Genomic DNA, 17,753 nt, shown 5'->3' with positions numbered 1-17,753 from the left:
TTCAAAATAATGTCAATAATTGCGGCTACTGCTTTAATATTAATCAGTGCAATATTATCTGTTTCTTTTCCTCTTGCTACTTACACCTTTACTTTAGCAAGCTTTGGACTGAGCCATGTTTTAACAGAACTTCATTACGTTGACAATCGCTTTCGCCAGCGTCTGGAAAATAGTTTACGGTTTAGTATTAGCCAGCTATTGTTACTAATCATTTGTTTTCGCAGCTTACAAGTATTTGGTTTAATTCCTAATTGGGTAAGTATACCCTTAGAATTAAGTTGTGTAATCGGGTTAGTTATAATTGTCATCCCGGTGTTAGTAAAAAAAGACTGGCGATTAGGAATTTTGGGAACTGTATTATGTGCCAGTATCATAGTAGGACTATGTTGGTCAGCAACTCTCACATTGCTGTTGTTTGCTATCTTACATAATCTTACTCCTATCGGATTTATCGCCGAAAAATTGCGAGGTAAACAACGAAATGTTGCTTTATTAGCTTGTGGTGTGGTATTTATTTTAGTTCCTTTAGTGATTCTTTCAGGACTCCCTACTCAATTTTTATCGTCTATCGGTTTCATAAATTTAAACGCATCTTTTTTTCCAGTAGGAGAACTGGAGTTTAATTTGGGAGTCTATGTACCACCCCAACTACAAAATCAAGCGATTGCAATTCCTGCTTTTTCCGCCGCCGTCTTTTTACAATCCATGCACTACGTCGTAGTTATTGGAGTCTTACCAAAGTGGGAAAATGGTTATCAATCTAGAATAGCTAACAGTTTCTTTACTTGGTTGGTGGTGTTTTTAAGTACGTTGTTATTTGTTAGCTTTACTATATCATTCATTAATTCTCGTGCCGTATATGGAATTATTGCCGCAGTTCATGCTTGGGTGGAAATCCCGATTTTGCTGCTAGCTTTAGTAATTCCAGAAAACAGCACAATGAATACTGAAAGTTTGTCAAAGGAACAATTGATTAATTAGCAAACCTCCGAAAAAGGAAGCTGTATTAGCAATCATCGATAATAATAAACCTTGTCGCCCACCTAATTTTAAAAATAGCGCATACAAAATACCTTCAACAATTACCACGCAACTTTCTATCAGTCCTACTCTTAGAGTAAATTCCATATAGGGAATAAGAAGTTGGTTACTTTCCCAAGCTAAAGGGTGAGTGAAGAGAGTAGCAGCACAGGCTAAAATTACCACATTGCAGATGTCCTCAAGAGAAGACAACTTACGCGTAATTGCTAAGGCTATTAAAATTATTGGTACTTCAATTACCCAGGAAATCAGTAATGCTAACAACTGCGTCATAATTGAGAATCACAGTTAAATTTTCATCAGACAATATAAATCTTAATTATGTGCCATAGTCAAACAGAAGTTTTTTGATCAGCTATATATTGTTATGTTTACTTTCAACAAAAAATATTTTTACTTCACATTTCTACTATTTCTAATCGAGGTATGTATTGCTGTTTTTGTAGATGACGGCTTTATCCGTCCTTTTATTGGTGATGTTTTAGTAGTTATCTTAATTTATTGCTTTGTCAAAACTTTTGGTAAAATCAACTCATCTATCGTTGCTTTATCAGTTTTTGCCTTTGCTTGTACTATCGAAATTCTCCAATATTTTAATTTTGTAAATAAATTGGGGTGGCAAAAATATCAGATTCTGGCTGTTGCTTTGGGAAGTACATTTGATTGGAAGGATATAGTAGCTTATGCAATCGGTATAATAACAGTCCTATTTTTGGAAAATAGAAAAGCAATCATCAACAATATGGGATGAGGTGCAGTTATCTTATAAGCATCCCCCACAAAATTAAATTCTTGTAAAACTGGGGGATACTCACCAAAAACACCAATAGCTTTTTTAAGCCTTGTTTCTTAGTGCTAACAGAGGGTTAATTGTATGATCTCAAAATTGCAAAGATGCTATATTTCGCATCCCTATCTAGGCGACTTGAAAGCTAAAGTTTAAACTTGCCCAATTATTCACATCTAATATGTAAGAATCAGTAATTGTACTATTCATCTCAGCCTTGATGGTATTAGCATTGTGTAAGTCTTGCAGTAAAGCTTGGGCAATAACTAAAGGATTAACCAGCGTACTAATTGGCTGTTGGTCGCCTGTGGGATACTTAGCAGTTTCTAAAGCTTTCAAAGTTTCCTTAAAGGGTGCGGTACTGAGAATTAATTGGTATTCACATTCATAGCCTGGCCCAGAAATCATCCATCCCGATGTTGTGGCGGTTTGTGGTAAAGTGACTGTCTCACTAGGAGCAATGACTATAGGTTGCAGTTGCAGTTTATTCTCGGAAGTGTCTGCTGCTGAAAGAAGTTGCCAAGGGTAAAAAGCGATCGCAGTTCGATTGTTCTTAATCCCCAACAACATCAAATATATTGGTTTTTGGCTTTTGTTTTGGACTCGATACTGTATGCGACTCCCAATAGGAATCACGGGAGGCTTCAGGTTTGATAACTGAGTGCTGGGTGATTTTTTGGGGGAAGTATCAGCTACGACGGTACGCATGGTTTCCCGTTGCAATACTACCCTAGGTGCAATCCCCACAACCTCTAAACTTACTTTCACTGGTAAGCGAGAAGAACCTTCATTGTCTGTCAGCCGCCATAACTTAGCCGCTAAGAGAGTAGGTAATTTTGTCACTAACCGTAGTGCAGCCACCTTGACAGCTTCTCCAAATTCCCCCGTGGTGCTGGGTATCGGTTCACCACCCATAGAAAATAACCCGTAGCGGCTGGGTGTTTGCAGTAGCTTACCAAAGACATAATCTGCTGGTTGTTCTCCTTCTACGACAGTGGAAACGTGGGGAACTGAGGCAAAAGCACTAGTAGCATCCACCCGTTCAATTCTGTCTAATCCAATATCTAAGGCTACTGCTAATTTAAGATTTCGAGGTAAAACACGGACTGTTTCTTGCAGGAGTTGCCCAACTTTGAGGGGTGTAACATCACCAATTTTAACAAGTTGAGCTTTGGCTGTTAATCCGGTACGCGATCGCACTACTAACTGTTCTCCTGTTTCTAAAGCTAGTCTAGAATTGATGCCGTAGTGTTCTAAAACCTGGGCGGGTAGTCCTCCTAACCATATCTGTGCTGCTTTGTCATCGTCTTCTGTGGCAATAATTGCACCCTCAGCCCCAATCATTCTATCGGGGAGTAAATTTTCAATAGTCACTCCCGCTTGATTTTTTTTCTTACTTACGAGTCCTGGTTGCTGTTTGCTACCCAATTGGGACATAGCACTAGCTACACGAGCAAGACTAATTTGAATGGTTGTAGATGGCAGAGATTCCCATAACTGTTGAGTCAAAGCGTAAGTGAATAACCCTGCACTAAACCCAGATAGCAGCACTTCCCTTGCTGCTTGTTGCAAATCTGAGGTAGCCGACAACACCAAAGCCGGACTAGTAAGTTCAGCATCTTGAGTTTTGGGGGCGATTTGGGTTTTGAGTTGCTCAAGAAAGGCTAGTTCGGCTGGTGCTAATTGTCCTGGTGCTAATTCTGGACGGGCGCGAATTCTTAATCCTTTAGTTTGGACTGTGTTGGGTGGATAATAACTGGTATCTAATACTGCTGTTACTCGGTCTGTAGACAGCGATCGCAATAATAATAATAAGGTTTCTTCTAATAAATAATTAGCTACTGGAGCATTTTGTAATGCTTGATTTTCATCGGTGGGTACTAAAGCATTTTGTATTTGATCTGGTGCTACCTGAATGCGCGTACCGTAACCGCTAAAATGAAAAACTACCACATCCCCAGGTTTGGCTTGCTCTTTGAGGTGTTCCATAAAAGCAGCCTCAATAAATTCCCTGCTAGCTTCTTCTTCCGTCAGTGTCAGAATATCTGAGGATTGGAAGCCAAATCGATGAATTAATAATTCTTTTTGCAGTTCCACATCAGTCAGACAACCATTCAGAGAAAGGCTTTTTTGATACTGATTAATACCAATTAACAGTGCTAATTTACGCGGTGTTGGTTGTGCTAAAGCTTGATAATAGCGATTACCCAAAGTCAACCATTCAGCTTCAGTCACACCCAAAACAGCGAGTATTGAGCCAATCCTTTGTAAAAAACTCCGACGCTTCATAGTGTAGGTAGGGGGATAGGGGTGTAAGGGTATAAGGGTGTAAGGGGGTTTAGGGGTGAGGAACTCAGTTTTGAGTGAGGAGTGGGGCGTGAGCAACGTCCTGTTAGCAGTAGCAGGGTGTTGAGTCAAGAGTTAGTTTTTCTAGCCTGCTTCCCCTGCTTCCCCTGCTCCCCCTACTCCCCATGCTTCTCTTCTCCCCTATACCCTCATACCCTTATACCCCTTTTAGGCCAATACTTGTACTCGCATTGCCCGTGCCAATTCTGCCGCCACTTCGGGACGAGAAAATTCTGGTGGGGGTAACTCACCACGACGCAGCATTTCCCTAACTTTAGTCCCAGATAGGTGAACACGTTCCTCTGGTTTGCTAGGACTGGTTTTGGTGGTAGCCATTTGTTTGGTGCGGGTGCAGTAGAACGCGTGTTCAAACTTCATGGGTCTAATACCCAATTCCTCTGGCTCAAATTCATCGAAGATATATTGAGCGTCATAAGTGCCGTAGTAATCACCCACGCCTGCATGATCCCGACCGACGATAAAGTGAGTACAGCCGTAATTTTTTCGCACCAAAGCATGGAAAATGGCTTCACGGGGGCCAGCATAACGCATAGCGGCGGGATTGATTGCTAAAATCACCCTATCTGCGGGGTAATAATGTTCTAGCAAAATTTCATAGCAGCGCATCCGCACATCCGCAGCGATATCATCTTCTTTGGTTGCCCCGACTAAGGGGTGCAAAAATAGACCATCGACTGTTTCTAAAGCGCACTTTTGAATATACTCATGGGCGCGGTGGATGGGGTTGCGGGTTTGAAAACCGACGATTGTTTTCCAACCCTTGTCTTTAAACATCTGCCGTGAAGCAGCCGGATCAATTTGGTATGCAGGGAAAGAAGGGTGATCATTGCGTTGCAGTAGCCAGATATCACCAGCCAGATTCACTGCACCTTGGTTATAAACTACCTGTACCCCTGGATGTTTAGCGTCATCGGTGCGGTAAACATTAATTGCTTCGCGGGTTTTGTCATAGTGATATTTTTGGGTGAGTTGCAAAACCCCAATATATTCACCTTGGGGATTATCCAGACGCACAAGCTCACCTTCCTTTAAGGTGGCAGCTACGGCTTCACTTACAGACAGTGTAATGGGTATTGACCACACAACACCGTTAGCGAGACGCATTTGGGTTACTACGCGATCGTAGTCTTCCTGATTCATAAAACCGGTGAGTGGACTAAAACCACCGATCGCAATCATTTCTACATCAGAAAGCGATCGCTCATCAAGTTGTACCCGTGGCAAAAAATCACCCTTAGACAGAAACTCTTGTCTTTGTTCTGGTGTGGCAATACGATTTACTAACTGTCCACCGTGCGGCGCAATGGCATCTGGATGCTGAGTCAACTTAATCCCCTCTTAGCGATAACTATAATTGTTGCGAACTATGTACTAACTTATCAAAATGCTGGTACGACTAAAAAAATACTTTGCCAAGATTAAGATTATAAAGTTTGGTATTTTACCATACATTAAAACAAATAATTTAAACTAGACTTTGTTATTCATGAAGTTGTGATAATATACGATTGGAGAAGTTGAGTTCGGTGATAAGTATCTTGTTTTTAGTCATAATTACAAGCATCTCTCCCGATCAGCATCTCTATATCAATGGATTCTGGAGAGTTTCATGTCAATCTACGTAGGGAACTTGTCCTACAGCGTCACTCAAGACGACCTCACTAAAGTATTTTCCGAGTACGGAGCAGTTAAGCGCGTTCAGTTACCCACAGACAGGGAAACTGGGCGCGCTCGTGGCTTTGGTTTCGTAGAAATGGAATCATCGGCTGCTGAAGATGCTGCTATTCAAGCCCTGGATGGTGCTGAATGGATGGGTCGTGTAATGAAAGTTAATAAAGCTCGTCCACGGGAGGAGAAAAGCACTCGCTCTGGAGGTGGTAGCTGGGGAAAGAGTAATGGTGGATACTCAGGGCAATATTAAGTCTTGAGAAAATTCGACCTGAAAAAAATTAAATTATTTCATGATCGGCGGTTCAGGAATCTACTGAACCGCTTTTTGAGTTTGTACGTAAAATAACCCTATTGCTTGTAGCTTCTAGTTTCCAGGTCTAGCTGGGGCTTTAAATTTGGTTTCATTAGTATATAATGAGGGATTGTGTCGAATTAAAGCCAAGCCATGCCTAAACTTAAAACACGCAAAGCAGCTGCGAAACGATTCCGCGCCACTGGTAGCGGTAAGATTGTGCGCCGCAAAGCTTTTAAAAACCACCTTTTGGAACACAAGACCACCAACAAAAAGCGTCAATATTCTAAAATGGCAGTCGTGAACGAACGCGACGAAGAAAACGTGCGCTTGATGCTTCCTTATTTGTAAATTTGTTAGGTTCTTTAGGAATAAAATATGACTCGTGTAAAGCGCGGTAATGTTGCTCGTAAACGCCGCAATAAAATTCTCAAACTAGCTAAAGGTTTTCGTGGTTCTCACTCAACTCTGTTTAGAACCGCTAACCAACAGGTAATGAAAGCACTACGGAGTGCTTACCGCGATCGCAAAAAGAAAAAGCGCGATTTCCGTAGTCTGTGGATTACCAGAATCAACGCTGCTTCTAGACAACATGGCTTAAGCTACAGTCGCTTGATCGGCAACCTGAAAAAAGCTAACATTCAACTTAACCGGAAAATGTTGGCACAATTGGCAATTCTCGATCCCGCTAGCTTCGCTAAAGTTATTGAAATGGCGAGTCAAGTTCAAGGTTAAAGGTTAAAACGGATGAATAACGGATGTAACAGATGGCAAATAATTAGTCGGTTACATCTGGTATTATCCGCTACTATTATTTGCATTTACTGCGTATTTTTTGGGTCGGGATTGACTGCATCTGCCGCGCCAATGGCAGAAATTCAACGGCGAGGGTATATAACTGTTGCCGTTAAAGATAACTTACCTCCCTTGGGATTTAAAGATGGGAATGGGAAGTTACAAGGCTTAGAAATTGACTTAGCGCAGCGTTTAGCGGCTGACTTGTTGGGTAAAACCGATGCGGTGAAATTCAAACCTGTAATGAACCGCGATCGCTTATCGGCAGTATTTGATCATAAAGTAGATATGGCGATCGCTAGAGTCACAGCCACAGAATCACGCTCACGCTTAGTAAGCTTTAGTGTTCCCTACTACTACGATGGCACTTTCTTAGTTACCAAAAACCCATCAATACAGCAATTGAGTGATTTGAAAAAACAGAAAATCGCTGTTTTAAATCACTCCAGCACCATCGCCGAAGTCCGTTACTACATCCCTGATGGCGAGTTAGTAGGGGTTAATTCCTACGGTGAAGCGCAAAAACAAATAGAAAATAATACTGTAATAGCCTTTGCCGCCGATGCTAGCGTTCTCAGTGGTTGGGTGCAGCAAAACCCCGAATATCGCATATTACCAACAAAGTTATCAACCGCACCCTTATCTGTAGTCATGCCCAAAGGATTACAGTACGACGAATTTAGAAGAAAAGTCAATGAAGCGATCGCCCGTTACATCGCCAACGGCTGGCTGAAAGAACGCATCAAATATTGGGGATTAGCCACATCGCTGCACTCCGAATTCAAAATTAATCATCCCTAGTCCCCAATTCCCAATCTCCAATCCCCATGCCTCAGAAAGACCGATAATAGATAAAGAAGCAACTTTAATATTTTAATTTGAACCCAATGGATAGCAATCTAGCGGTCGTTTATCTCTCTGTTTTGGTGGGTTTACTGGCATTCGCAGTTGTGAATGTTCTCCGCCAGCTGTTCAAAACGCGCAAGCGTGAAAGTTCTTTATCGCGCTTACGAAATAAGTTGAGTAAAGACAAGGGTACGGCTCAAGAATATTACGAACTCGGCTGTATTTATTCTGAGAAAAAAGTGTTTACCCAAGCTATACCATTGTTTCAAAAAGCACTCAAAGCTGCTGAAGAAGAGGGAGAAGAAAATACATCTCCTATCTACAATGGTCTAGGTTACGCTTATTTTGTCCAAGAGCAATATGACTTAGCAATTCGTCAATATAAAGAAGCTCTGAAACTTCAACCCGATTATGTGGTAGCACTAAATAATCTGGGTCATGCTTATGAACGGAAAAAGTTGAATGCTCAAGCGTTACAAATGTACGAGGAAGCACTCAAATTTCAACCCAATAACGCTACAGCTAAACGTCGTGCTGAATCTTTGCGTCGTTTGGTAGCTGCTTAATTGCAAGATCCCCGACTTGCAAGATACCCGACTTCTTCAAGAAGTCGGGTATCTAATTATTCTGTTTTTTGTCTAATTTCTGGAAATAAATAACAATCAAGTTGTTTCTCAACACTCAAGCATGATTAAACGGCTACGGTTATTTTTTGGTTTACTTACTACCATTATTCTTTGCTTTGCTCTATCACTAAAATTAATGGGGATAGTTGCGGCTCAACAGTCAGCTATTACCCATCCTCTAACAGCGTTAACAGCAGCAGAAATTAAAACAGCTGTAGCAGTAATTAGAAAAGAAAAGCCTTTGACTGATATGGCTGCTTTTCCCCTGATTACCTTAGCTGAACCAGATAAAACCGAAGTTATAAAATTTACCCCAGGACAAAGATTTCCCCGCCAAGCTTTTTTGGTAGTCTATGAGCGATCGCAAAATAAAACCTATGAGGGTATTGTTGATCTCAAGACTCAAAAAATCGCATCTTGGCAAAAAATACCCAATGTGCAGCCTGCTATCATAACATCAGAATACGAAATTGCCCGGCAGATAGTCAAATCTGACCCCCGATGGCAGAAATCTATGCAAAAGCGGGGAATTAAAGATTTTGACAAAGTGCAGATTAGCTGCTGGGCGGCGGGAATTTTAAGCCCAGAAGAAACCGCAACAGGTAGCCGTCTGTGTCGGACTCTATTTTATTACAAACCCGGCTGGAATTATTACGGCAGTCCCATTGAAGGGGTACTAGCCACTGTCAATTTAAACACAAACACAGTTACCAATTTTATAGATAACGCCATAGTTCCCATATCTAAAACTAATTGGAACTACGATTTACAGTCTTTGGGTAAACTCCTGTCACCGCCAAAACTGTTAAAAATCCTCCAACCTAATGGCACAACTTTCCAAATCAAGGGGAATGAAATTACTTGGCAAGGTTGGAAATTTCGTTACATGATGCACCCCCGTAGTGGATTGGTGCTGTATCAAGTCAGCTATAACGACGGTGAAAATGAGCGTCCCATATTATACCGCGCCAGTTTATCGGAGATGGTCGTACCCTATGGCGATCCTAACCCTACTTGGTCATTTAGAAATGCTTTTGATGTCGGGGAATATAATCTAGGGTTACTCGCCAACACAATGGAATTAGGGAAGGAAGTCCCAGAAAATGGGATTTTACTTGATGCGGTGTTTGCCAATGAAGAGGGCGAACCTTACACCATGCCGGGAGTCGCAGGTATTTACGAGCGCGATCGCGGTATATTATGGAAACACTACGATTATAGTACCCAGCGTAATGATGTACGCCGCGATCGCGAATTAGTCATGACCATGACGGCGGCAATTGACAACTATGATTACAACATTAACTGGATTTTTCACCAAGACGGGACTATAGAGGTAGAAAACGATTTATCAGGGATTGTTTTGGCGCAGGGAACGGCTGCTAAACAAGAGACTTTTGATAATTCCTATGGCCGGATGTTGGCAAAAAAGACCTTTGGGGTAAATCACCAGCACTTTTTCAACTACCGCCTAGATATGGATGTCGATGGACAAGCTAATTCTGTGATGGAAATGAACGTCAACAGCTTGCCAATAGATAAGAATAACCCGCTAGGAAATGCCATTATTGTAGAAGATACCCCATTAACAACAGAAAAAGCGGCTGTGCGTGATGCAGATATCAAACACAGTCGGGAATGGATGATTGCGAGTGCAGAGAAAAAGAATACTTTGGGTGCGCCACCTACATATATGCTGATGCCAGGAAGTAATACTATATTATTTCCCGTGGAAGGGGCAAAAATTCGCCAGAAAGCTGAGTTTGCTAGCCATCATTTTTGGGTGACAAAATATCAGCCTAATGAATTATATGCTGGCGGTGATTATCCCAATCAAGCTGCACCGGGTGAAGGTTTACCAAAATATATTGCTGATAATGAATCTTTGACTGGTGAAGATGTTGTTTTATGGTACACAATGGGTATTACTCATGTACCTAAACCAGAAGATTGGCCTGTAATGCCTGTTCACAAACTAGGGTTTAAGCTATCTCCTAGAGGCTTTTTTAGCCGCAATCCGGCGATTAATTTACCGGAGTAGTGAATTAATCAAGTTTGGATAATTAGTTATCTTTCCCACAGTCCTGATACCCCTCCCCTTTATCCCCTCCCCGCAAGCGGTGAGGGGAGACATAATATTAGATGCAAAAATAACGCTATCAATACCACTCTTGAAAGTTACTTAATCATCATCGAATCACTAAACTAAACTCATAACGCACTCAATCAAGAACACAGGGTAGCAGGAGGAATGCGATGAAAGCAGTCATTATCCGGCGGTATGGAGCTACTGATGTTTTACAGTATGAAGAATTAGAGCAGCCGCAAATCAAACCTGACGAATTATTAGTGAGGGTACACGCTAGCAGTGTTAACCCCATCGACTGGAAAACCCGCAAAGGAATGTTGAGCTTTTTGACTGGGAATAAATTCCCGATGATTTTGGGGTTTGATGTGGCGGGGGAGGTAGTTGCTGTTGGTTCGCAAGTCACCCGGTTTCGAGTGGGAGATGCAATTTACGGTAGCACTAAGTTTCCAGGGGGAGCTTATGCAGAATTTACGGCTGTTCCAGAAAATTTGGCGGCGTTAAAACCGACCAATTTGAGCTATGAGGAAGCGGCTACCGTACCCTTAGCCGGAATGACAGCACTACAAGCTTTGCGCGATTTGGGTCATATCCTCCCCAGACAAAAGGTGTTAATTAATGGTGCTGCGGGTGGGGTAGGTATGTTTGCAGTGCAAATTGCTAAAGCTCTAAATACTGAGGTGACAGGTGTTTGCAGTACCAGAAATTTAGAGTTTGTGAAATCTTTAGGAGCAGACCGCGTTATTGATTATACAGAACAAGACTTTACTGCCGAGATAATACAGTATGACATTATCTTTGATGCAGTAGCCAAGCGATCGCTTGCTCATTGTAAAAAAGTTCTCAAACCCAATGGGGTATACATCAGCACTCTACCCACCCCAGACGTTTTAATCCAGGGTTTTTTCTCTATGTTCCTTTCCGGTCAAAAAGCAAAGTTTGTGATGGAGAAACCCAACGCGCAAGACTTAGTTTACCTAAAAGAGTTGATTGAAGCCGGGAAAGTAAGAACTGTGATTGACCGTACCTATCCCCTACAGGAACTAGCGGCGGCTCATGCTCATAGCGAGAGTGAACGCGCTGTGGGGAAAATTGCTATTTCCTGCGGTGGGGTGTAGTCATATAAAAACAAGATACCCGACTTTTTTCAAAAGTCGGGTATCTGAGCGTTAATATATAGCGTTTCCTAATCACATGAGGTACATCATAGCCCCCTCCTTGCTTGCGGGGAGGGGGGTGGGGTTCTTGTACCTCACTCAAGCGAGAACCGCTATACTTACTCATTTGGAAGTGCTTGCTGGACTTGTGCAACATCTAAGTCTAACGCCTGTGCTATTTGTTCCACGGTTAAACCCAGTGCTAAAAGCTTAGGTATAGCTTCTAGTTTACCTTCTTGCTTACCTTCTAGTTTGCCTTCTAGTTTGCCTTCTAATTTGCCTTCTTCTCTAGCTTCTTGATAAACCCGCGTTTGCTTCAATTCACTTAATCCAAACATCGCCTCTATCTCCTTTCGACTCATTTGAGGAAATTTATAAACCAATATTGTCTCTATTAGACATCTCCAAAATAGTATTATTCTGTGATAAAAGAACATTAAAGCGTTATTTTGACACAGAAGCATGAGCAATATACTGAATTACATTGAAGAGAATCCTAAACAAACCCAAAGGTTAATAGGTCTGGAATATGAACAGTTACAACAATTAATCATAAATGGGGAAAGATTATATCATGAAAAAAAAGCTTTACTGGAATCTAAGAAAGTGAGAATTATTGCTGGTGGAGGAGGTCGGAAACCAAAATTATCTATTTCTGAACAAATCATTTTAACTTTAGTGTATCTCCGACATCTGACAACCTTTCAACTTCTAGGTATTCAGTTTGAAGTAAGTGAGTCTACAGCCAACGATACGTTTAACTATTGGTTGCCTAACTTGCGAGAATTACTGCCATCAAGTTTGCTTGAACAAGTAAAAAAAAACGCTTCTGACTATGAAGTAGTAAAAGAAATGCTCACAGAATATGAATTAATAGTAGATAGCTATGAACAAGTCAGAGAAAGACCTAGAGACAATGATGAACAAAAGAAATATTTTTCAGGTAAGAAGAGTAATCATACATTTAAAACTCAAATGATTATTTTACCTGATGCTAGTGATATCGTTGATGTTGTGGCAGGTGAACCTGGTCCAAAAAGCGATATAACTTTGTTCCGAGAATATCGTTCAGAGTTTGATGCCAAACAAAGATTTAAAGGAGATAAGGCATATCTTGGAGAAGATTTAATTACAACTCCAATTAAGAAACCAAGAAATCAAGAACTAACAACTGAACAGAAAGAACAGAACAAAATATTTTCATCTAAACGAATCTTTGTTGAACATCGAATACGGTCAGTCAAAATCTTTCGAGTTGTCCAAGAGAGATTTAGGTTAAATACCCGCAAATATAAGCAAGTAATTTTGACGATTTGTGGGCTAGTAAGGTTACGGATTCGAGGGCTAATATTACCATTAGAAATATCAGCTATATCATCAGGTTAAAATTATCGCATATAACTAGATATTTTTGCCTAATTATCAACAGCAAATATCTCAAAGTCTTATTTCATCGTACAGAATAGCTAATTTAAGATGATTGCATTTAGTGGCTACAGCCTAGCCAAACAAAGGCTTTGACTGTTTTCGGAGATGTCTAGTGTGCATCTGGAAAATTGCGCCTGTGGAGGGGTTTGGGTTATTGCTAACCTGTAGGCTCGGCTCATATCTTGCGCCAGCTTTTTGTCTCACCAAGAAATTTATTTCTTGGCTAATAGCTAAAGTGAGATGTTGCGTTGCGAAGTTTCTGACTTGATATTTCTGCAATTTTCCTGTAATTCAGGCAACCTAGGCAACTTAGTAGATATACTCGTAATCAAAATATAAACAGACATAAGTATTATGCTGGACTGGTTAGCCTTTTGGGGAGCAACTCAGGCTGTCGGGTTGATTGTTAAGCCTATTCTGGAAGACTTGGTAAAAGAAGCGGGTAAAGATTGGGCTAAAGACTTTTTAAAAGGCATCCCTAGTAAGATTTTAGATAAACTGAACAAAGACGATAGAGAAATTGCTGCTGCTAAGGCGTTAAAAGAATTTCTGCAACTGATGCAGCAAGATTTAGAAGATAGTGGACTTTCTGAAGATGACATTAAAAAGTACAAACAGCCAATCAAGCATTATTTGAAAAATCAAGAAGTAAAAGAAAATTTGGGAAATGCTTTTAAAGATGATGCCCAGACTGTAAATATCAATAAATTAGTAGAATTATGGGATAAACTTAATCCTGCCATTCCTTTACCAGATGATTTTAATTGGAAACGGCTTGGTAAGAAGTATGTCCAAAAGGTGAAAGAGATTATTCTTGAATTTCCTGAACTCAGACAAGCTATTGATTCTAAGAATATAGAGCAAATCAAGGAATATACAAAAGAAACAGCAAGAATCATTCCTGAGTTTGATTTACAACGCTATCAAGAAGGAATTCGTGAACGCTATGGCAATCTTAAATTAGACAGCTTAGACACCAGTGGCTACGCCTATAACGAACTGAAGTTATGGCGAATATTTATTGCTCAGAATGTGCGGGAAGTACCTCATGTTTTACCGCAAGTACACGAATTGCCGAAAGAACATCTTAAAAGATTGCGAAAAAGTGACCAATTAGAGGCGGAACTTCAGGCGGAAGAATTAGAAAATCACAAGCGAGTTTATTTAGAACAGCCAATACGTTTAGTATTAGATGTTGTTAATGATAGGCATATTTATAAATATATTGTGATTTTGGGTAATCCCGGTGCAGGTAAGTCTACATTATTGCAATTCTTAGCTTTGAATTGGGCTGATTCACCACTGGATAATACTATCTCTCAAGCGATGCCGTTGCTGATTGAGTTACGCATTTATATGCGGCGGCGGGAAGACAAAGAGTGTCATAATTTTCTGGAATTTTTCCATAACTGTAGCGGTGCAATTGCTCATCTCAATCAACATCAACTCCATGAACAACTAAAAGCTGGTAACGCTGTTGTCATGTTTGATGGTCTAGATGAAGTATTTGACGCTGGGCAACGAGAGGATGTCATTACTGATATTCATCGGTTTACTAATGAATATGCAAATGTGCAGGTGATTGTGACTTCTCGCATAATTGGCTATAAACCACAACGATTACGTGATGCGGAGTTTCACCACTTCATGCTGCAAGATTTGGACTTAGAACAAATTCAAGATTTTATTCACCGTTGGCATGAATTAACTTTTAATGATGAAGCAGATAAAGTTAAGAAACGGGAACGATTACAAAGGGCAATTGAGACATCAAAATCTATTGCTGAATTAGCGGGTAATCCTTTATTACTAACGATGATGGCAATTCTTAATCGCAATCAGGAATTGCCAAGAGATAGACCAGAACTTTACAATCAAGCATCGCGCTTACTTTTACATCAGTGGGATGTGGAACGTGCTTTAGTAGAAGATCAGCGTTTAGATCCTAAGACTATTGATTATAAAGATAAGCAAGCAATGCTGCGTCAGGTTGCCTATTTTATGCAAACCAGTGATAAAGGTTTGGCAGGTAATTTGATTAATGTGAATGATTTAGAAAGAATTATGACTGGCTATTTAAAAAGTATAGAAGTTAGTCCAGCCAGGGGATCTGCGCGGTTAATAATTAATCAACTACGGACTCGCAACTTTATTTTATGTTCTTCGGGTGCTGATTACTATGCTTTTGTGCATCGGACATTTTTAGAATATTTCTGTGCTTGGGAGTTTGTTTGGCGGTTTGAGAAGGAACGCAGTATTACAATTGAGGATTTGAAATCGGTAGTCTTTGCTAAACACTGGCAGGATGAAAATTGGCATGAAGTGTTGGTGTTAATTGCTGGGATGATTGAGCCAACATTTGTTGGTGAAATTCTTGAATACTTAATGCTGCTGGATGGCGAAGAGCATAAGTTTATTAACTTGTTTTTAGCAGCTAAGTGTCTTGCAGAAGTGAGAAATCGCTCGGTGATTGTAAAAGCAGATAATAAGCTACTTAATCAGATACAAGACTTAACTAAATATGGTGATATAATTAACATATATTTGAAGGTAGATAGAGAAGATTTAGAAAAATATCAAGAATATGTAAACAATAATTACTCAGTTCAAGAGATTCGTACCAAAGCAATTACAGCAGTTGTAATGACTTGGCAAGATGATTCTAAAATTTTACCCTGGCTCAAAGAACGTGCAACATCTGATGAAGATAATAATGTGCGATACGTGGCAGTGAAAAAGTTGGCTTCATTGTGGAAATCTAACGTAGATATCAAAGCTTTATTGAAAGAAAGAGTCACATCTGATGAAGACGGTTATGTGAGATGTGCAGCATTGGAAGAGTTATCTTCTGGGTGGAAATATGATCCCGATATCAAAGACTTGCTTCAAGAAAGCAATACAGATTCTTGTGAAGAAGTTCGAGAATTTACATTGAAGGAATTAGCTCGTTTCTGGAAAGAAGATCCCGATACTTTAAGTATTATCAAAGAACGCGCTGTGTTAGATTTTCCATATGTTCAACAAACAGCAATACAAGAATTAATACGCGGGTGGAAATATGACCCTAACACTTTACCCTTTTTGAAACAACTCGCTGCTAATGATAAAGAAGTGCGACAAAGAGTTGTAGATGAGATATTTAAAGGCTACAAAGATAATCCTGAAGTCTTATGTTGGCTTGCAGAATATACTAGGTTTGATCATATTTTAAATCATCATTCTAATGTAACACTTGAAGCATTAAAAGAGTTAGTCCGCTCTTTCAAAGATGACATATATACAAAAGCTTTCTTAGAAAAACACGCTACCTCAAACGAAGATGAATCAGAGTTACCAGTTGCATCTGTCAGAGAATTAGCAAGAGCTTGGAAAGATGACCCCGATACATTAATTTTTCTCAAAAACCTTGCTACTAAAGATGGTAATTCTTATGTGCAAAGTGCAGCAGTCCAAGAGTTGGCTCATGGATGGAAAGAGAACCCTGACACATTAACGTTCCTCAAAAAACTTGCGACTTCTGATAAATCTAGTATTTATGTACAAAGTGCCGCAGTCCAAGAATTGGCGCATACTTTTAATAATGAACCAGGAATGTTTGAATTTTTGCGTTATGTAGTCGTTAATCAACCTTCTAAGAGTGAAGACCTGTTTGGTAGTTGGTCTCGGCAAGTAGTGCTTAAAGTAATTATCAAGGAATTTCCTCAGCATCCCCAGACTTTACCACTGTTACGCGACAGGGCAGAAAATGACCCAGATAGACAAGTGCGGGATTATGCTCAGAAGCAGTTGAACCACTGGGAAGGGAGAATGTAAGCTGAGATTATGCCCAATAAAATTACGCTATTTTTGTGGGAGTGCAAAATCTCACTCCTGTAATTGCGAGTGAAGCGTTCGCGGAGCGTCTCGCAATGACTATAAATGTTCCTATCCAACTATTTACCTCACGTATTCTAGATTTTAATGCTGATGAACGGGTGATTGAACGGCAAGCGTTGAGAGCATCTGATCAATATCCATCGCCATCGGCACTAAAGCGGATAAATAAGTAGGCTCAATGTGTTAATTTGCTCTTACCAATGGGCATTCTATACTTAGCAGTTATTGCTAATTAAACCATAGAATTACACTGGTAATTGTACTATGCCCTATCAAAATATTACAGCCTCCCTGTCGCCAGCAGATATTCAAGAAATTAAAGCAGCACTACAGACAATTCAACGCAAGTTACCTTTTTTGATTACTCTCAGTCCTGAAGAACGGCGCAAGTTGGTAAAAATGGGTGATAAAAGTCTGGCTTTTGTAAACAATAGCGTTTCGGCGGCTAAGTCTAATCCGGAAATTTTGCCAGCTAGTTTTGATGTTGATGAACTGGTGCGGGATTATCAATTAGCTACTACACTCGCTGAGGTTTTAACCTCTATGCACCAACTTAGCGAACAGGTGGATGATACGTTAATGGCAGTCAGTAGTGAAGCTATGACTAGCAGTTTGACTGTTTATGATTATGTGAAGACTGCGGCGAAAAAGACTCCGGGTTTAAAAACTGTCGCTGAACAGTTAGGGGAGCGTTTTAAGGCTATTAGAAGTAAATCTACTAAAGTTACATCGGGTTCTTGATCAATTAATTCTCGTTGACGAGTATTTTTGCTCCGTTCAT

General features: G+C 40.3%; 16 protein-coding genes and 1 pseudogene. 13 read left to right on the top strand and 4 right to left on the bottom strand.

Translation table 11 applies throughout. The annotated features are described in order from the left end of the window. Positions 1-9 precede the first annotated feature (9 nt). Positions 10-981, top strand: a complete 972-nt coding sequence (locus L6494_RS22805) for a hypothetical protein (protein ID WP_237990019.1) — start codon at positions 10-12, stop codon at positions 979-981. Here the strand turns inward: L6494_RS22805 and L6494_RS22800 are convergent. Further along, complete coding sequence (locus L6494_RS22800) at positions 958-1,314, bottom strand: hypothetical protein (RefSeq protein ID WP_237990018.1); 357 nt, start codon at positions 1,312-1,314, stop codon at positions 958-960. The genes L6494_RS22805 and L6494_RS22800 overlap by 24 nt on opposite strands. 94 nt (positions 1,315-1,408) lie before the next feature. On the opposite strand from L6494_RS22800, the gene L6494_RS22795 reads away from it, so the two are divergent. Beyond that, positions 1,409-1,792: a ribosomal maturation YjgA family protein gene (locus L6494_RS22795; RefSeq protein ID WP_237990017.1), complete on the top strand. Its 384-nt coding sequence runs from the start codon at positions 1,409-1,411 to the stop codon at positions 1,790-1,792. Positions 1,793-1,957: 165 nt separating this feature from the next. Here L6494_RS22795 and L6494_RS22790 read toward each other — a convergent pair whose 3' ends face one another. Further along, complete coding sequence (locus L6494_RS22790; RefSeq protein ID WP_237996228.1) at positions 1,958-4,117, bottom strand: caspase family protein; 2,160 nt, start codon at positions 4,115-4,117, stop codon at positions 1,958-1,960. A 225-nt stretch (positions 4,118-4,342) separates the two neighbouring features. Beyond that, positions 4,343-5,521, bottom strand: a complete 1,179-nt coding sequence (gene sat / locus L6494_RS22785) for a sulfate adenylyltransferase (protein WP_237990016.1) — start codon at positions 5,519-5,521, stop codon at positions 4,343-4,345. A 283-nt stretch (positions 5,522-5,804) separates the two neighbouring features. Here sat and L6494_RS22780 point away from each other — a divergent pair, with 283 nt between their 5' ends. The 7 genes from L6494_RS22780 (at position 5,805) to L6494_RS22750 (ending at position 11,629) form a co-directional block, all read left to right on the top strand. After that, on the top strand, positions 5,805-6,116 hold the full coding sequence (locus tag L6494_RS22780; protein ID WP_237990015.1) for an RNA recognition motif domain-containing protein: 312 nt from the start codon (positions 5,805-5,807) through the stop codon (positions 6,114-6,116). 195 nt (positions 6,117-6,311) lie between these two features. After that, positions 6,312-6,509 (top strand): 50S ribosomal protein L35, encoded by a 198-nt coding sequence (gene rpmI, locus L6494_RS22775; RefSeq protein ID WP_190697063.1) that lies wholly within the window; start codon positions 6,312-6,314, stop codon positions 6,507-6,509. 27 nt (positions 6,510-6,536) lie between these two features. Next, positions 6,537-6,893, top strand: coding sequence for a 50S ribosomal protein L20 (rplT, locus tag L6494_RS22770; protein WP_237990014.1), 357 nt, complete (start codon positions 6,537-6,539; stop codon positions 6,891-6,893). 12 nt (positions 6,894-6,905) lie between these two features. Next, positions 6,906-7,754: a transporter substrate-binding domain-containing protein gene (locus L6494_RS22765; RefSeq protein WP_237990013.1), complete on the top strand. Its 849-nt coding sequence runs from the start codon at positions 6,906-6,908 to the stop codon at positions 7,752-7,754. Positions 7,755-7,840: 86 nt separating this feature from the next. Then, a complete protein-coding gene (locus L6494_RS22760; protein ID WP_237990012.1) occupies positions 7,841-8,365 on the top strand; it encodes a tetratricopeptide repeat protein in 525 nt (174 codons plus the stop codon). A gap of 121 nt (positions 8,366-8,486) precedes the next feature. Further along, a complete protein-coding gene (locus L6494_RS22755; RefSeq protein WP_237990011.1) occupies positions 8,487-10,466 on the top strand; it encodes a primary-amine oxidase in 1,980 nt (659 codons plus the stop codon). A gap of 215 nt (positions 10,467-10,681) precedes the next feature. Beyond that, entirely contained in the window at positions 10,682-11,629 is a 948-nt protein-coding gene (locus L6494_RS22750) for an NAD(P)-dependent alcohol dehydrogenase (RefSeq protein WP_237990010.1), read from the top strand. Positions 11,630-11,787: 158 nt separating this feature from the next. Here the strand turns inward: L6494_RS22750 and L6494_RS22745 are convergent. Beyond that, positions 11,788-12,066, bottom strand: a pseudogene (locus L6494_RS22745) (Rpn family recombination-promoting nuclease/putative transposase); the annotation flags it as partial. A 64-nt stretch (positions 12,067-12,130) separates the two neighbouring features. Between L6494_RS22745 and L6494_RS22735 the strand changes: the two are divergent. The 4 genes from L6494_RS22735 (at position 12,131) to L6494_RS22720 (ending at position 17,713) form a co-directional block, all read left to right on the top strand. Further along, positions 12,131-13,054: a transposase gene (locus tag L6494_RS22735; protein ID WP_237988802.1), complete on the top strand. Its 924-nt coding sequence runs from the start codon at positions 12,131-12,133 to the stop codon at positions 13,052-13,054. Between the two features lie 396 nt (positions 13,055-13,450). Beyond that, positions 13,451-16,909: a HEAT repeat domain-containing protein gene (locus L6494_RS22730; protein WP_237990009.1), complete on the top strand. Its 3,459-nt coding sequence runs from the start codon at positions 13,451-13,453 to the stop codon at positions 16,907-16,909. Between the two features lie 95 nt (positions 16,910-17,004). Further along, entirely contained in the window at positions 17,005-17,145 is a 141-nt protein-coding gene (locus L6494_RS22725; RefSeq protein WP_237990008.1) for a hypothetical protein, read from the top strand. Between the two features lie 91 nt (positions 17,146-17,236). After that, on the top strand, positions 17,237-17,713 hold the full coding sequence (locus L6494_RS22720) for a hypothetical protein (RefSeq protein ID WP_237990007.1): 477 nt from the start codon (positions 17,237-17,239) through the stop codon (positions 17,711-17,713). Positions 17,714-17,753: the final 40 nt, after the last annotated feature.

Source organism: Nostoc sp. UHCC 0870 (assembly GCF_022063185.1).
In the GTDB taxonomy this organism is placed as follows: domain Bacteria; phylum Cyanobacteriota; class Cyanobacteriia; order Cyanobacteriales; family Nostocaceae; genus Trichormus.
The sequence above is the reverse complement of the archived record's forward strand: the minus strand, read 5'-3'. Positions and strand labels throughout refer to the sequence as shown.

Bases quoted from the DNA above. Each gene is read 5' to 3' on its own strand.
- L6494_RS22750 (WP_237990010.1), top strand. From the start codon at position 10,682: ATGAAAGCAGTCATTATCCGGCGGTATGGAGCTACTGATGTTTTACAG.
- L6494_RS22755 (WP_237990011.1), top strand. From the start codon at position 8,487: ATGATTAAACGGCTACGGTTATTTTTTGGTTTACTTACTACCATTATT.
- rpmI (WP_190697063.1), top strand. From the start codon at position 6,312: ATGCCTAAACTTAAAACACGCAAAGCAGCTGCGAAACGATTCCGCGCC.
- L6494_RS22765 (WP_237990013.1), top strand. From the start codon at position 6,906: ATGAATAACGGATGTAACAGATGGCAAATAATTAGTCGGTTACATCTG.
- L6494_RS22790 (WP_237996228.1), bottom strand. From the start codon at position 4,117: ATGAAGCGTCGGAGTTTTTTACAAAGGATTGGCTCAATACTCGCTGTT.
- L6494_RS22725 (WP_237990008.1), top strand. From the start codon at position 17,005: ATGACTATAAATGTTCCTATCCAACTATTTACCTCACGTATTCTAGAT.
- L6494_RS22720 (WP_237990007.1), top strand. From the start codon at position 17,237: ATGCCCTATCAAAATATTACAGCCTCCCTGTCGCCAGCAGATATTCAA.
- L6494_RS22760 (WP_237990012.1), top strand. From the start codon at position 7,841: ATGGATAGCAATCTAGCGGTCGTTTATCTCTCTGTTTTGGTGGGTTTA.
- L6494_RS22805 (WP_237990019.1), top strand. From the start codon at position 10: ATGTCAATAATTGCGGCTACTGCTTTAATATTAATCAGTGCAATATTA.
- rplT (WP_237990014.1), top strand. From the start codon at position 6,537: ATGACTCGTGTAAAGCGCGGTAATGTTGCTCGTAAACGCCGCAATAAA.
- L6494_RS22795 (WP_237990017.1), top strand. From the start codon at position 1,409: ATGTTTACTTTCAACAAAAAATATTTTTACTTCACATTTCTACTATTT.
- L6494_RS22780 (WP_237990015.1), top strand. From the start codon at position 5,805: ATGTCAATCTACGTAGGGAACTTGTCCTACAGCGTCACTCAAGACGAC.
- L6494_RS22730 (WP_237990009.1), top strand. From the start codon at position 13,451: ATGCTGGACTGGTTAGCCTTTTGGGGAGCAACTCAGGCTGTCGGGTTG.
- L6494_RS22735 (WP_237988802.1), top strand. From the start codon at position 12,131: ATGAGCAATATACTGAATTACATTGAAGAGAATCCTAAACAAACCCAA.
- L6494_RS22800 (WP_237990018.1), bottom strand. From the start codon at position 1,314: ATGACGCAGTTGTTAGCATTACTGATTTCCTGGGTAATTGAAGTACCA.